Source organism: Pedobacter sp. A2324 (genome assembly GCF_059693705.1).
The window spans coordinates 513,454-528,571 of sequence record NZ_JCASSK010000004.1; the positions used below are offsets into that span (position 1 = coordinate 513,454).

17 protein-coding genes are annotated in these 15,118 nt (G+C 39.0%); 11 read left to right on the plus strand and 6 right to left on the minus strand.

From position 1 onward, the window contains the following. Window positions 1-171 precede the first annotated feature (171 nt). Together AC570I_RS14765 and AC570I_RS14770 are read left to right on the plus strand one after the other, a co-directional pair. On the plus strand, window positions 172-666 hold the full coding sequence (locus AC570I_RS14765) for a Riean_0653 family protein (RefSeq protein ID WP_497406037.1): 495 nt from the start codon (window positions 172-174) through the stop codon (window positions 664-666). A gap of 570 nt (window positions 667-1,236) precedes the next feature. Beyond that, a complete protein-coding gene (locus AC570I_RS14770) occupies window positions 1,237-1,449 on the plus strand; it encodes a hypothetical protein (RefSeq protein ID WP_497406038.1) in 213 nt (70 codons plus the stop codon). Window positions 1,450-1,811: 362 nt separating this feature from the next. Here AC570I_RS14770 and AC570I_RS14775 read toward each other — a convergent pair whose 3' ends face one another. Further along, window positions 1,812-3,587, minus strand: coding sequence for a mechanosensitive ion channel family protein (locus tag AC570I_RS14775; RefSeq protein ID WP_497406039.1), 1,776 nt, complete (start codon window positions 3,585-3,587; stop codon window positions 1,812-1,814). Window positions 3,588-3,603: 16 nt separating this feature from the next. Continuing rightward, complete coding sequence (locus AC570I_RS14780) at window positions 3,604-3,879, minus strand: hypothetical protein (RefSeq protein ID WP_497406040.1); 276 nt, start codon at window positions 3,877-3,879, stop codon at window positions 3,604-3,606. A gap of 883 nt (window positions 3,880-4,762) precedes the next feature. Here AC570I_RS14780 and AC570I_RS14785 point away from each other — a divergent pair. The 6 genes from AC570I_RS14785 (at window position 4,763) to AC570I_RS14810 (ending at window position 9,056) form a co-directional block, all read left to right on the plus strand. Then, entirely contained in the window at window positions 4,763-5,047 is a 285-nt protein-coding gene (locus tag AC570I_RS14785) for a helix-turn-helix domain-containing protein (RefSeq protein ID WP_497406041.1), read from the plus strand. Window positions 5,048-5,058: 11 nt separating this feature from the next. Then, window positions 5,059-5,349 (plus strand): hypothetical protein, encoded by a 291-nt coding sequence (locus tag AC570I_RS14790; protein WP_497406042.1) that lies wholly within the window; start codon window positions 5,059-5,061, stop codon window positions 5,347-5,349. A 622-nt stretch (window positions 5,350-5,971) separates the two neighbouring features. Beyond that, the gene (locus AC570I_RS14795) at window positions 5,972-6,604 is read left to right on the plus strand and encodes a TetR/AcrR family transcriptional regulator (RefSeq protein ID WP_497406043.1); all 633 of its coding nucleotides are present in this window, start codon (window positions 5,972-5,974) and stop codon (window positions 6,602-6,604) included. Window positions 6,605-6,949: 345 nt separating this feature from the next. After that, window positions 6,950-7,405, plus strand: coding sequence for a hypothetical protein (locus AC570I_RS14800; protein ID WP_497406044.1), 456 nt, complete (start codon window positions 6,950-6,952; stop codon window positions 7,403-7,405). 52 nt (window positions 7,406-7,457) lie between these two features. Further along, window positions 7,458-8,159: a hypothetical protein gene (locus AC570I_RS14805; RefSeq protein WP_497406045.1), complete on the plus strand. Its 702-nt coding sequence runs from the start codon at window positions 7,458-7,460 to the stop codon at window positions 8,157-8,159. A 102-nt stretch (window positions 8,160-8,261) separates the two neighbouring features. Beyond that, a complete protein-coding gene (locus AC570I_RS14810) occupies window positions 8,262-9,056 on the plus strand; it encodes a hypothetical protein (RefSeq protein WP_497406046.1) in 795 nt (264 codons plus the stop codon). 310 nt (window positions 9,057-9,366) lie between these two features. Here AC570I_RS14810 and AC570I_RS14815 read toward each other — a convergent pair whose 3' ends face one another. Together AC570I_RS14815 and AC570I_RS14820 are read right to left on the minus strand one after the other, a co-directional pair. After that, window positions 9,367-9,870, minus strand: coding sequence for a glycosyl-4,4'-diaponeurosporenoate acyltransferase CrtO family protein (locus AC570I_RS14815; RefSeq protein ID WP_497406047.1), 504 nt, complete (start codon window positions 9,868-9,870; stop codon window positions 9,367-9,369). 91 nt (window positions 9,871-9,961) lie between these two features. Next, the gene (locus tag AC570I_RS14820; protein WP_497406048.1) at window positions 9,962-11,353 is read right to left on the minus strand and encodes a hypothetical protein; all 1,392 of its coding nucleotides are present in this window, start codon (window positions 11,351-11,353) and stop codon (window positions 9,962-9,964) included. A gap of 393 nt (window positions 11,354-11,746) precedes the next feature. On the opposite strand from AC570I_RS14820, the gene AC570I_RS14825 reads away from it, so the two are divergent. The 3 genes from AC570I_RS14825 to AC570I_RS14835 all read left to right on the plus strand — a co-directional run bounded on the left by AC570I_RS14825 (window position 11,747) and on the right by AC570I_RS14835 (window position 13,575). After that, window positions 11,747-12,247: a GNAT family N-acetyltransferase gene (locus AC570I_RS14825; protein ID WP_497406049.1), complete on the plus strand. Its 501-nt coding sequence runs from the start codon at window positions 11,747-11,749 to the stop codon at window positions 12,245-12,247. A 20-nt stretch (window positions 12,248-12,267) separates the two neighbouring features. Continuing rightward, a complete protein-coding gene (locus AC570I_RS14830) occupies window positions 12,268-12,735 on the plus strand; it encodes a MarR family winged helix-turn-helix transcriptional regulator (RefSeq protein WP_497406050.1) in 468 nt (155 codons plus the stop codon). 573 nt (window positions 12,736-13,308) lie between these two features. After that, a complete protein-coding gene (locus tag AC570I_RS14835) occupies window positions 13,309-13,575 on the plus strand; it encodes an aldo/keto reductase (RefSeq protein ID WP_497406051.1) in 267 nt (88 codons plus the stop codon). A 327-nt stretch (window positions 13,576-13,902) separates the two neighbouring features. Here AC570I_RS14835 and AC570I_RS14840 read toward each other — a convergent pair whose 3' ends face one another. After that, window positions 13,903-14,580 carry a DUF6766 family protein gene (locus tag AC570I_RS14840; protein WP_497406052.1) on the minus strand — a complete coding sequence of 226 codons (678 nt, stop codon included), beginning with the start codon at window positions 14,578-14,580 and terminating at the stop codon, window positions 13,903-13,905. Then, window positions 14,573-15,073, minus strand: coding sequence for a CinA family protein (locus AC570I_RS14845; protein WP_497406053.1), 501 nt, complete (start codon window positions 15,071-15,073; stop codon window positions 14,573-14,575). The genes AC570I_RS14840 and AC570I_RS14845 overlap by 8 nt, the downstream gene beginning before the upstream one ends. Between the last annotated feature and the right edge of the window lie 45 nt (window positions 15,074-15,118).

The window sequence follows — 15,118 nt, forward strand, 5'->3', positions numbered from 1 at the left end:
ATTAATATCTTTTGAGATTAATCTTTAAATGAACTTAATTTGTTGCGATTATCGGGATGTTTCTTTTTCAATATCATTGTGAATCATCAATATAAATATGAATCCCACGTATCTATTTAGCTACGGTCAAATAGATATCAATTATTTAGAAAACGAAATATAGCTTTAACAATGATCAAGATTTGGACAATAACTATTCTTATTTTACTTATTTTATCTATCGAAGGTTGCAAAAAAGATAGTGAAATAACGGATGACTTCAAGTGTAAAGTAAATGGAAAGATTTGGAAGCCTTATAGCACAGACTTGAAATATGGACACACTGTCGATGCACATTTGATTGATGACGGTAAAACATTCTTCATTGCTGCTTATCAGGAAAATACAAGGCAGTCCATATCGTTTTCCATATTTCTTGATGCTGATGTCAAAGTAGGTAATTACAATCTCAATAGCACTAAGAATTCGGCTGATTTTTATGATACCCCGAATGGTTTGAAGTATATTACCCAGTCAGGTTATAACGGTACATTGAGAATTATTTCTTTAGATAAGACAAACAAGACGGTTACCGGAGAATTCTCATTTCGTGCTTTAGATACGTTAACAAATAGTTCCGTTGATATAACCGATGGAGAATTTAACATTAAATATAAAACTTATTAGGGTTCAATTATCATCTGTAAACTTCATTTAATTATTAAAGTGGATATTTCGGCGAATGTCGCGACTTATTCGCGCATTTAACGCGACCACTTGTTCCGGCTTTAACTTCCCCCCCCTCCATTTCGGATCAGACTGTCTCTTTTGGTCAATAGATCGAAGTTTTTAGAGGTAGTTCCACTCCATAAAAGGTCTTTTATGGTTCGAGCATGATCTGAGCTATTCAGCATTGGCAGGGCAACTGCCGTTGAGGTCAGTCAGTTTGAGGCCCAGCGTATTGCCACCCAGGGAAAGCAGTTTGAAATCCGTCAGGCCGTGAAGAGGGTAGAGAATGAGCTTAACTTGATCATGGGCAGGTATCAGGGGGAAATGCAACGTGACACCAGCATAATGACCAAGATTTGCCGAAGGAAATCTATGCCGGAATTCCATCGAAGGTTATTCTGGAAAGGCCGGACGTAAGGAAGCTGAGCTGGACTTGCTGCCTCGAAGGCTGATGTAAATGCTGCAAAACAAGCATTTTCCTTCGTTGACCCTTACCCCTACGCTGGCTACAATGCTTTTAAGCTTCCGATGGTGTTTTCGCCTGGATCTCTTGCTGCAGGATTCTTGGGTGGAATGAGTGGTCCTATCTTCAACAGAGCAGCGCTTAAAAATAGTAGCCTTATTGCAAACTCCGAACAGCTTTCTGCTTTTTACAACTATCAGCATAAGCTTATCAAAGCCTATCAGGAAATCTTCATCGAGCTTTCTGCTCTAGACAACTGTAAGCAGGCATACATTTAAAATCGAACGAGGTTCAGGAACTAAAAATGCCGTATCAACGCCAAACGACCTGTACCTATCCGGTTATGCCAGCTACCTGGCGGGATAGTTGCGCAGCGTAGTGTGCTCGAAGCAGAATTGCAGCAGGTAGATCGATCTTAAGCAGAAATCGTACTTCTCGCTCATCAACCTTTTTAGGGCGCTTGGGGGTTAAAATTATTTACCCTTGATAAATGATATGTTCCCGGGATTTCAGGCAGATTTCCCGGGTGTTATTGCTTTTAAGATCTAAGCCCATCAAAATTTTTGCTCCTTCCTGTTTTGATTTTGGGCAAAAGCGTTTATATCGATTGCCTGCGGTACAATTAGTGTTATCTTCAAAATTACTCCGAACTTTGTTCGTTACGAATTACATTGTATTGTGGAGAAAGCAACTCAATCCCCGCAAGCCCAAGTTCATCCTGGATATTTTCCAGCAGATGGCTGTAAATTATTGCCTGTTTGCCGGCTAATCGGGTGTAGGCATTGATCTGGTAGGATACATAAAAATCATCCAAACGGGTCTGCAGTACAAAGGGGCTCGGCTCGGATAGTACATCAGGAGTTTTCAGCGCCGCACTAGTCAATAGCTCATAAACTTTTTTCCAAGGAACATCATAGCCAATGGTAACGTCGTAATGCAAAATAAGTCCTTTTGATTCGGCCTGGGCGGAGTAGTTAACAGTGCTGCTGGAAAGCACCATGGCGTTGGGGACTGTTATGTCCTCATTTTTGATGGTCCGCACCCGGGTAACCAACATCGTTTTTTCAATAATATCGCCGGTCACATCTCCGATCTTAACCCGGTCTCCAATGCGAAAGGGGCGCATATAGGTTATAACAAGACCAGCGACAATATTACCGATGGCACTCGACGACCCGATGGAGATGAGTATTCCTAGAAAGACCGAGACGCCCTGAAAGGCCGCTGAACCCGAACCCGGCAAGTAAGGGAAAATAATGATCAGCATAAAGGCATACAGCACGAAACGCAGGATATTAAAAGTTGGTAAGGCCCAGTCTGCATGGAAGCCGCGTAGCTGCACATTCCCTCTCTTTACCTCATCAAAAAAATATTTGATGGCTTTTAGCGTATACCGGAAAATCAGGTGAATTACCAAAATGGTAAAAAGATTTGGCAAATAACCTGCGATTCCATTAAGCGCAATACGGATTGGCCCTAATATCCAGTTTAATAATGTGCTGGTCCAGCTTTCGGTTTCCGGAAAAATACTAAATAGCAAGGGCAAAGAAAGATAGACGGTCAGCAATATTACTATCAGACGCAATACGTTACTCACCTTAATTGCAAATAGTTCTAAATCTTTTGCCGGGATCATGCGTATACTTCCAAGTTTGAGCCCAACGGTACGTCTTCTGATTCGAAGAGTGATCATTTCTAAGAGTCTGGCGAATACCCATTTGATAGCCATCACCATTATGACCAATAATACCAGAATCAAAATGGCCAGGCCGATGCGTTTGGCCCAGTTTATAAGGCTGTGTGAATCTCTTTCCCGCTGGATTTCAGTACGGATGATGTTTAGATATTCACTAGCCATTTGAGCATTAGACTTTGAAAACCATGGTCCATCCAGATTAGATACCGAAAGGATAATTTCGCTGTTCTTATAGATTAGATCGTAGTTATCGCCTGTCTCCTTTAACTGCAGGGAATCTGCCGAAAAAAAAGCATCGTCATAAATCAAAGCGATTTTTCTGGATATCCCTTGTGCACGTTCGGCTGCGTTAAATGAACCGGTACGGGTAAATATATAAAAAAGCGTATCCTGGTTAAGCACAACAGGATAACCCTTAGCGTTTATCTTTAACCGACGGATTTCTGCTACCTGCTCGATATTTCTGACCGAATCATTGATGGCAATCTTTCGTAGTTTTTCTTCCAGATCGCGTGTTTTGCGCTGGTCACCTACAGCTGCCTTCAATTGCTTTTCGAGCTGAATTTTGACAAGAGAATCAATTTGCTTTTGCTGCTGGTCTTTGAGCAGCAGCGCCTCGCTGATGTTTTGAGTGGCGCTGGACAGGCTGTCACTTTGGAAGGCCTGCAGTGATATTGAACTCAAAAGGATGATGACGAAAGATGAAAAGATTTTAAGCATAGCAAGGAAATAATTTTTAACTGATTGCAAGATGCCGGCCGAAGGTAACAATAGTAGCAGACGACAACCCGCCAAGGAAAAATGTGTTACCAAAACGTTGGAGTAACGGTTCGGTGTTTTCGGTAAAAGGCATCCGGTCTGTAAGCACAAGCCTGCGCATTCCCATTACTTTAGATCGTAAGCTTTGGAGAGAACGCTCAATTCTGGTTAAAGCGCATAAAAAAAAGACAAATATCGTGCCTGCAGGGTGTATTGCTGTAAAATCTACGTTTGAATCGATTATTTTTGCCATTCTATACCGACAAGCAAGCAGGGCATAATGTTTTTATAAATTTAAAAATGGAGGTTGGCTCTTGAGGATGATTACTTGTATCTAAATATAGAAGCAATAAAGATTTACGAAAGTTAAAAGCTTAATAACCCGTAAATAGTCCAGGTAAAGCCGTGAATTGTCAAGTAGGCGCTTATTTATATTAGTGACCATTTGTAATGGTCTAAAACTACATAATCATCATATAAACCAAAAGAATTAATACCAGACAATATGAAATCAGAAAAAAAAGTATAAAAACTACAGTCGCAATTATAAGGGCAGATGTAGTGGGCTTAACGCTCGCTACTTTCTGCTATTTGTCAAAGGGTTAAGTCCTAAAAAGGTGAGTCAATTTCAAAATCGCATTGACTCACCTTTTTACGCACCTCACATATTCAATATTTTAACAAAAACACCACTAGATCGTAAAAACTAGAACCCTGCAAATCAGCGATTTGCAGGGTTCTAGTTTTTTTTGGTGAATTTTATTACCAATTCCAGTGGAGCCGAAGGGAGTCGAACCTTCTCAATTAACTCTATGTTTATTAGTGATTTAAATTTTTTTTTAGACATGATTGTCATAAAAACTCACCTCTTTCTTCTTTCGTTGCAAATCGTGTTTTAAAGTTAAATATTATTCTGCTATATAGTGTGTTTTTAGAAACCTATTTTCCACCTACTACCTGATACAATCGTTGCTCTTTCAATGTGACAAGTTGCAGTTGATTTCCGAATTATTCGAAAATTATTTTCAATTGAATATTTTATAAAAACGTTGGGTACTCCATTCCGGATACCTATACAGCATAAATCTTTTACGCCAAATTGCACTATAAAATTTCTAGCAACTTGATGTAAGATTATGAAATTAGACTTAATTACAACCGAAGATTTAGAAGTATTCAAAGAGGATCTACTAGCACAGATAGCTCAAATCGTTAAGTCCGGCGGTCGTTTAAATGAGAAAACGGAATGGCTGAGAAGTAAGGAGGTTAGGGAACTATTGAATATTTCGCAGGGAACACTACAAAACCTTCGTATAAATGGAACTATTAAATATAGTCTGATAGGGAAGACACTTTTTTACAAACGTCAAGATATTGTGCATGCTTTGGAAAATAATGTTCAAAATCTTTATCAACAATAAAATTCAGTTTTATGAAACCATTATTCCCGCTAGAACAGTTTTTAAAAAAGGCTGTATTGGATAAAAAGCTTTTCCCTACTCACATATCTCTTTTTACTGCTATTTTTCACTACAGTAAAGACGATCCAAGGTTGGAATTTCGCATTTGTAGGCGAAAACTAATGAACTATTCCCGAATCAAGTCTATAGCAACTTATCATAAATGCTTATCTGAGTTAGTGAAGGCTGGTTTTATTAACTACCAACCATCTTTCAATACAGTTGGTAGCCTTATTAAGAGACTTGAATTATTGCCAGAATAATACCAGAGCATTCGTTCAATGGTAGTAGGAATTATTGGTCTTTTTTCAATCCCGGATAGCAAATTCGAGAAACCTGGGAATTGATAAAATTGAGGACGAGCGGGTCCCACTTTTCACAGTAAGGAAATTTATCCCTCCTAAAGTGGATAGTGAGCATATAACAAATCCAGTCTGTACCATTGTATGCTGTATTTCACAAGCATAGGAGACAATAAAATACAGTGGAACAACTACCATGATAAGGTTAACAATGAAAATTTTCCAATCAACCTTTCTAATGGTTATTTTTTTCATTTATCGTTTGTATGATGCACCTAAAAATTCATATTACTTCTTTTATTAAAGCATTGACTACCCATTTAACATCAATGATCTGCTTATTTTGACGATATACTAATTAATCGGTAAATCCATTTGTCGTTTGTTTTGTATGCAGCCTAGCTCAAAGTAATAAACACTCTTATATCTCAAGCTTGAGATAAATTATTTTAGATGGGCTTCTTTGGAGTTTAATCATAAATGATGGATTTTGAATGTATCCGCTTGGAGGAGAGGTGGGGATTTATAGCTAAATCTTTGTTGCTGGCCCAAAAAATCGCAACTTGCATTAAAATAATAAGCAATGGCAAGGAAAATTACAGATGGACCAGTTAGAAATAAGGAGCGCACCAAGGCGAAATTTTTACACGCACTTGGGAAAATCCTTAAGAAAAACGGCTTTTCAGGACTAAGTATTACGAGCGTTGCAAATGAGGCAAAGGTTGACAGGCGGCTGATCTATGACTATTTCGGGGGATTGGAAGGCTTAGTAAAAGAATACCTGAATAGCCATGATTACTGGAAAATAAATCCCGAAGAAATCGATGGAATTGTGCAAGCTTGTCAGGCAGATGCTGGCAAAGGGGTTGCCTATTCAGTGTTGGAAAATCAGTTTGATAGTTTGATTAATAATGAAGAGATGCGCCGTATTATCACTTGGGGACTCATTGACAACTTGCCTGCGCTGAAGGAACTCGACTTGAAACGCGAAAATATGGGTAACCAGTTATTGAGTGCAGTAGCGGACAGTCACTTTGAAGACAGTGATAAAAACTTTAGGGCGATGTATGCAATCCTTATGGGAGGCGTTTATTATCTGACGCTCCATGCTAAGATGCAGGAGAATCCATTTTGCGGAATAGATTTGCAAAAGTCGATGGGGCAGGAGCAGATCAAAAAAGCACTTAAGGATCTGATCAATTTGATTTACGCTTAACCAGTCTCAGATTTGTAGCAACATCTGTTATATCACACCTATTTTTTCCCCAATTTACATTTTATAAAATATATCTCGAATTTGTGATTTATTATTTTTAGATTTGAGACGATCGCTTACCTCAGATAACTAAAATATGAAAAGAACATTGTCTGCTAGTGTTTTTTGTTGACCGTGCATATTTCCTCTACACGAGAAATAATAGTTTCTGCAACTGCTTTTTTAAAGATTATAGTAAAAAGAATACTATTTAGATCAATGGCGTAAGGAAAATCAGCGTCTAGATTAACGATTTATTACTCAGCCAATTTGTGTATCATCTTGATCCGAAAATATATTTAAATAATGAAAAAAAGTTTATTGCTGACTATCATTATCGCAATGTTCGCGATACATGCCTTCGCACAAAAGGTATATACAGGTTACGTTAAATTTAACAAGAATGGTTATACCGCAGTTGCCGAAAATGCTGTAACGGCACAAGAAAAAATCGAGGGGGTGAGGTTTATCAAGCATTTAATCTCACAGGTGTATGGCAAAGATGCCTTACGCAACAAACTTAGTGCTGATATCGATAGCCACGTTATCGTTTTAGGCAACCGTCAAGAGGCAATCGAATCGATGAACTCATATTACAAAGGACTGTTAACGGGAAAACCTATTGAAAATACCACATTGGCAATTTACAGCATATTGAAAATCAAAGGAGCAGCAAGTCCGGAAGCTGGTGGGTATTCCCTTATTGACCTGAAGAATAAAGTGGCTTACAATTTATATGATGAAAAGATCATTAAACTTTAAACCTTTAGTAAAAATGAGAAGGTTCTTTTTCGGAAGTTTTTTATCGTTGTGCATGAGCATTTCTTCTAGCAGCTGTCAGTCTCCTTTGTCAGATAGAAATCTAAATGATCTGTCGGCAATGGATGTACGTATCGAGATCGCTCAGGACCTTATCCACCAAAGAAAAAATGAAATCACTGTTTTTATAAATGATGAAAATGGTAAGCCCTTCAGGAACAAAGCGGTCAAGCTGGATGTAAACGGCCACGACATGGCCTATTCTGAGCGGCAGGAACTGTATTATACAACGAGTTCTAAATATTCGGCAACTGATATTCCGGTTGAACAGGAATATAATTTTCAGATTGTGTTGGCAAATGGTAAAACCTATTTTTTGGGTAGGATTGCTCCACTTTCACAGCACAATGATCAGAATATCGTTTGTGCTGACAAGGGTGACTTTACCCGTGATTTTGTAGTTTCGTGGAAGAATCTCAAAGATATTGACCATTTGGCAGTCACTAAAGGAATACTGCTACGTAATTCAACAGCTCAGGTTCAAAATCACGATTTCGAACCGCAGGTAAATAAAAAAATTGGTGCGAATGGTATTTACACGGTTTCAAAATCAGACTATATTACTTCCAATTCAACTATAAGCAGTCTGGAACTCAAATTTAGTGCAACAAAATTTGGGGTAATGAATCCCCGGTTACTTAAGGGGAGCGAAATCCGTATTTCCGGTCATATTGATAGATATGTAGAATTCGAGTGAACGTTATAGCTATAAAGGGATTAAATTGACTACTGGTAAAATCAAACTGTAGAATACACAATCATGATGAAGTTTACACTTTACTGTGGCACATAATACAAAATGGATATTGGAACGCATTTGAAGAAAACCGCTAAATATGTGCTTTATAGCTTTCTTGGCTTATGGATATTGGTTTATGTTACTTCCCGGCTTTTTCTGATCATGTACAGCGACCGTGGGGTTGTTGACTATTGGTTATGGATTGCCTGCGCTTCGATACCCTTTTCTGCTTTTGCAGCCTGGGGAACTGCCCAAGGTAAAACCAAAAAGTGGCTACCCTTTGTCGGACATACATTACTTTATAGCATAATTGCCGTTTTTGGCACAGGTTATATTATTGTTAACGGTGATATACTAATCAGCAGTGCGATAAAACCGACGCGAACAGTCGTTGCAGAGATAGTCGATGTGCATAAGGTATTTGGCCGTAAAACCGGCCTTGATCATACTTCTGTGACTATTTCGGTGGAGGGCCGAAAGATTACTATGGAAGCGAGACCTTTCGCCTATTTTTATCTTCATGGCAGATCATCGGTTCAGCTCACGCTAGGGCGCTCGATGCTAAAAAATGATTTCGTGACTTCAATCGGCATAGATAGCAGGGAAAAAATGCAGGCGAGATGGGCACATTTCACAGACATGTTGTTTCGCCTGCGCCTGCTCTGGGCTGTACTCGTTTGTTTTATTTTGGGCGTATGGCTTGTTCCAGGTTCTTTTCTCAAAAGCAATCCCCTTAAAAAGAAACCCTTGAGTGCTGGGAAACAAATAGGTATTGTTGTAATCATTCTGATAGGGCTTGGGGCGCTTTTTTACATAGGTGTACTGGTGTATATGTTTTTCTTGAAAGGGAACTGAACTTCCAGTCACTCTTCCGATTGCCTCTTTCAGGATATAACGGAATATTGAACCTCCTTTTGGTTGTGGTTGAGTTTGCTTTTTAGCGTTAATGTTATAATCCCATTTGTCTAGATATTGTACGAATGCGCCGCTTCCATCAGTTCCATAATAAGTATTTAAATAAAATGGTTTCGAGCTGTGGGCTGATTTAAGCAAGAAGGGCTGAGCGTCCACATTGGAGATGATTAATGCAAGGGTTATAAAAGCGAGAAGTTTTTAATCATATTTTAAGTTATGTGTTTCACTGGACTGTAGATTAAGGTTTGCCTTAGGCGTTTACGTCAGGGACAGCAGATAAGTCTTTGCTTCGCTGATTGAGAACGCTAAGGTACCGGTCAATTCGTCTTTTGTTTTGCTGCTGCAATAAACTTGGATATAGGTTCATTAGAATATTGACCAGAAGCATCACCAGTGCAAAGCTATATAAACCATCGTATAGTTTGATAAGCATAAAAATGGCCATGAACAAAAACGCGAAAAGGTGGTTGAGTTCAGCTGTTGTCATTTCTGAACGATAGTCTTTGAGTTCACTCACAGCTATTTGTTTTCTTATCGATAACTTCGGATTTAAATATTTAAAGAAACTATGCATAATTATCCATTTGAACGGAGTAATGCCGATTAGGCTATTGGTTTTCTCATTGATTATGAAATTCAGGTTTGACAGTTTCTGGTTAAAGAAGTCAGTTTTTGAAAGTAATGCGGTAATGAGCATGCCTACAATCCACGATATGATAGCGATGGAAAGGCTAAATGTTAAATATTTGATCATGTGTAGCGAAGTAACACCAGGTGCTGCTTATTTGTGATGTATTTGATATTTATTCCAGTCTAGAACCAGCGAACAGCCTCATTCTGTCTGCTTAATACAGCATGCGCTGAGGAAATTCTTTTTTCATTAAGCTTTCGACGGAGGAAGCATGTTTGTTAATAATAAGCAGTTTAGTTCTGTCCTTCAAATCAACTGCTTTAATAAATTCCAGTTGTGGATTAAATTTAAGATTCTTTAGCTCAGCGACATAATTTTTTAGAGTCTTCAACTTTTCACTGTGATGAGCAGATATGATGATAACCTTAGTGATCGGCAGCTTTCGCAGTTCTTCAAAACTCTTTGCGCTCAGGTTTGGTATCGTTTTATGGATAGAGTAGGGGTAGTTTCTGCGGAAATAACGGGTATCATCGATATCATCGCACATAATAGCCCTATAAGTTAAGATATTATCCAGTTCTTTACTCCAGCTTGAGAACTTGGCATCATACAGGCTTACATAAGTTTTGATAAACCCTTCATCAATGGTTTTTCCTTGGACTAAGTAGTCGCAGATCATGGGATAGATTTCCCTAGCCAGCAGGTTTACATATTTTGTGTAGTACCAATCTTCGGTATCCGCACTGCCCACTAATTTTTCATACGCATAGCCATTGCCTAAGGCAGTTGCAAGAACTTCGTTTAACAGCAGGAATGCATACTGGCTATTATTTGATTGTGTATTTTCGAACCAGTTTTTCATATTGTTTTTCATTGCTATGGGCTGGCTATCATACCCGATATGGAATATTTCGTGAAGCATAACACTGAACAGTACATCGTAACTTTTGAAGTTCAAAGGGAATCGGATAACTGATATATTTAAAAATGCCCTTGCGCCAATGCCGCTTTTTCCGATGGTGGGGAATGCAACTATTTCAAACGGGGTATCCTTGTCCCAAGCCGCTCCGTAAAACTTCATTACATCATCATAGATCGCAGCAACGCCATTATTGGACAGCGCGTTATTGATGTTCGACAACTGGGTTTGAAAGTTCGCTTTATTTGGCTGATATATGAGATCATTATAAATAAGCGCAGAGGTCTCGAGAATATCTGCGAGGGCGGTGAGTTCGTCATTGGCAACGACGCCAAATGATTTTGTTTTGAACTCCGCGATGGTCTTGCTGTCGATGAGGTTCTTTTCAATCAATGATCTTGATGCCAAGGCATTTTTCAGTGTCGGTGGATACTGCTCAAAGTAATAGGTATAATCTAGTCGTAATGTATCAAGCTGGTTGATCATTTTTCTAGACGCATCGGTATTGTACCTTGATTTGGAAAATTCTGTTTTAAATGCATTATCGGGATAGCTATCGGAAAGTTTTGTAAGGAAATCATATGTCGCATATAATTCGGAAAACGAAACCTTGAAGTGCATTTCGCTTTGGCAATAGGTTACCTGATTAAAGAATAGAAATAATAACAGAAGTAAGAGGTATTTCATAGATATAATTGTGTCTTGTAAGTGGCGGCCCATCCTGAGCGCTTTGCCTTCAATGAAGCAGTCAGAATTTGGGCTCACGGTAGCTGCTGGTCTGCAAATATAAAAAATAAATTAAAATTATATCCCGTTTACGTGAGATAATAATTACTTTTGGATTGTGGTTACAGCAATGTCTCATTTGTAGTTTTGTATCCAAATCAATCTGCATTGGAGAAAACAGATTATTGTTGAAATTTTCAAATGTATGGATGATAAAGAAATTAAGAAACAGCCTAGACAATCACATTTGACCTCCTTTTAACTAACGGATAAAAATATAGTTGACTTATTCAACTATATTTCTTTTCTTTGTATTGTTGAGTTTTTCAACTATTAATCTCTAAAAAAAGAAATATGGAAACGATTGTGCTGTCAGATATTCAGATTAGAAATACATTATTACCCGGGGATTTAGGGTATATCGCCTATATACACGGTGATTTATATGCCAAAGAGTGTGGTTATGGAATAAATTTCGAAGCCTATGTGCTGGATGGACTAAAAGATTTTGCGAATGAGTATCACCCAGAAAAAGATAAGGTTTGGATTTGTGAGCATAATGATAAAATCATTGGCTGTTTGGTCGCTCAACATCGTTCCGAAAAGATGCAATTTCGCTATTTTATCTTTCTCCCAGAATATCGGGGGATAGGTTTAGGAAAGCATCTAATGCAACAGTTCTTGGCGTTCATGATGGAAAAAGACATCAAAAAAGCTTATTTATGGACTACTGAGGAACAACAGGCAGCGATGGCACTGTATACAAGGTTTGGTTTCCAGCTGACGGAGGAAACCACTTCGGATAGTTTCAATAAACCTATCCGTGAATATCGATATGACCTGGAATTGGCATAATCAGTTTCAACCCATTACCAATGAATATGAAAATACAGCAGGCAGTCATTGAGGATATCAGGAACTTCAATCGCTATTATACAAAACTACTCGGACTTTTGGACAACCGACTTCTGGATAGTCAATTTTCTCTTGTAGAAGCCCGGATTCTTTTTGAAATACATGCCTCTGGAGAGATCAGTGCCTCACAGATCATGTCCGAAGTTGATATTGACAAAGGATATCTAAGTAAGGTGCTGAAACACTTTGAGGAGACAGGACTAATTTCAAAGCAATTATCGGAGGTGGACGGGCGAGTTACGATGCTTTCATTAACAGCTGAGGGAAACAAAACATTCGCTAAATTGAATTCCGCATCAAACACGCAAGTCGAGTCGCTGATTTCCCCACTCAGCAATTACGATCAGCAGCAATTGACAGCCCATATGCAGGCCATCATGGAACTGTTGTCACTGAATGGCGGACGCAAACAGGATGCAAAAAAGTAACTGTTTATCGCTTGAACAGAACCCCTTTTTAATTGGGTTCTGTTCAACTTAGTTCATAATACTTCAGGTGATTGACTCTGATACTTTTCGATGATTTTATTCATAAACTTTGCATTTTGCGTATTTCGGTGAAAGTGGTTCTTCCCCACTTTTGGTGGTTTTATGGATAAAACGGAGTACAATGATCCCGTCTCAACAGTAATAGATAAATCGTAAGTTTTTGATTATCTGTATATGTATAAATTGGCGAGAAGGGGTCAAATTTATTGCTATATCCACATAGTTGACTCTAACACTCTCCACTGCTAGGACTATCAAAACATTTATAAACGTTTCCTAACCTGTTCGAGCTGGATCATCTTTGTATTGATTTCCTCTATTATGACTGATCCTGCATTAATGGCTCAGAAAAGTACTGAAGAACTTACTCAGCGTCTAAGACTAAATCAAGCTCAAAAAGATAAAGTAAAAAAATATTAACTGAGCATAATACCCAAATTGCAAGTGCTCTGAAACAAAATCAAGGTGTTCCAAAATTAATGGGGCCTATTGCCACAAAACTTGTTCAGCAAAGTGATAAATACAGGCCTTTACGTCAGTGAAATTGATTTAGGTGCTGCAAACTTCGGAACACGTAAGGGATACGGAGCAACTGCCGAGGAATCAAAAAAAATATTGGCCGCTTATTCTGCTGCTGGTGTCAACTTCATCGACGTATCAGATCTCTATCATCTGGGGGAAGCCGAGGAAATTGTTGGAGAGTTTTTAGAAAACCAAAGACAAAATTATATTATCTGTACCAAGTATACATCAGGCCTTATGACCAGCTTAAGGAGCTGATTTCCGCATTCCGTGAAAATGGGGGAGAAGCTAAGCCAATACATGTAAAGACACAGCTTTCCTATTCGAGAAACCAAGAGGAAGCCATGTCGGGAGCATATGATCAATGGAGGAGTAATATTTTTCAGGGGAGCGTGTTGGGGGAGCTTCCAACTGTAGCACATTTTGATATCCCAGATTTCGTCACGAATTCCGTTCGCGGCAAAATGATAGTGATGGTCATGTTTGCAACAATGTGAGGAAAATCGCCCGAGGCTCCTTCCATTCTATGTGCCAACGGCGGTAACCGTCATTTTATTGCTGCAATAAGTTAATCTAGCCTGGTGCCTACTTCCCTGTTTTTAAGTTCGGAGCATCCACAGGTTTTGACTCCGGTGAACCTTTTTGCCTTAAAAAAATGGTCAATATTACAATGGAGGCTACTGATAAGAACTCACTTTGCCAGTTCTGGAATGTTTCAAACCAGAAGTTTGCCTCTCCCAGATATCCAAACACCGAAATAGGGGCTTTACCTTTAATAAGTTGTTCAATATTATGGTCTTTCCAGCTGCCATAAAGGTGCAGGCACCAGCTCACGAGGAATAAAATCCCGAATACGATAGATAACGAGTGCTCATATATTTTTAGTATCAGCCCACCTTTTCTCACCGGCCATGGTGCATCTTTCCCGGCAACTGGCTCCAGGTCTACCTCTTCATCTTCATCTATTTTCTTTGATTCTGCGGAGCCGACCTGGCGGAGCGAGATTGTTAAAATAACATACAAAGCCATTTGAAGAAATTCACTTTCAAAATTCTCAAAAGTCGCGGAAATAAAGTGCCCTGAAGTTAGGTAGGTAGTTAAAGAAATTGGTGTTGTGCCCAGGTCCTCAAGATCACTATTATGTGTTTTCCACCCTGTTAATGCCTGCGCAATGAGCGTGACAATAAATATTGATAAAAAGAAAACAGATAAGCCATTTCGATATAGCCATTTGCTTTTGCCCATGTTTTGTTTTTCACCCATGATAGGAGGTTTTTGCTGATAGGTGTTCATATAATAATTTCGCGCAGTTTTCTATTGTTCCGGTAATAATGTCTTTGCGATCTCCAGGAAAATTGAAGCGTTGAGAAAAAATGACTTCCTGTCCCATGGTGCCGTACAAAAACATGGTACCGACTGGCTTCTCAGGTGTTTCACTACCTCCGGGGCAGGTTAATCCGGTTACGCCGATATGAATATCGGCAGGGATAACAGCTGCCAGGCCGGACGTAATTGCACGGGTAACTTCCATCGATTCGGGCGTATATTTTTCGATGAGCTTCTGGTCAACGCCCAAGAGACTTTCCTTTAGCGAAGCGTCGTAACAGCAAATTGCGCCTTTTAAAAACTTGCCTGCGTCATCGATCAGGGAAAACTCCGAGCATAGCCAGCCGGCAGTAGCGCTTTCCGCAAATGCGATAGTCAAGCCAGTTTCTTTAAGCACGCATCCAAGTTTATTCATTATTTCCGACTGCATAAACATTCTTTTTGAATCTAAAACAATAGCTTTATTATTATGGTT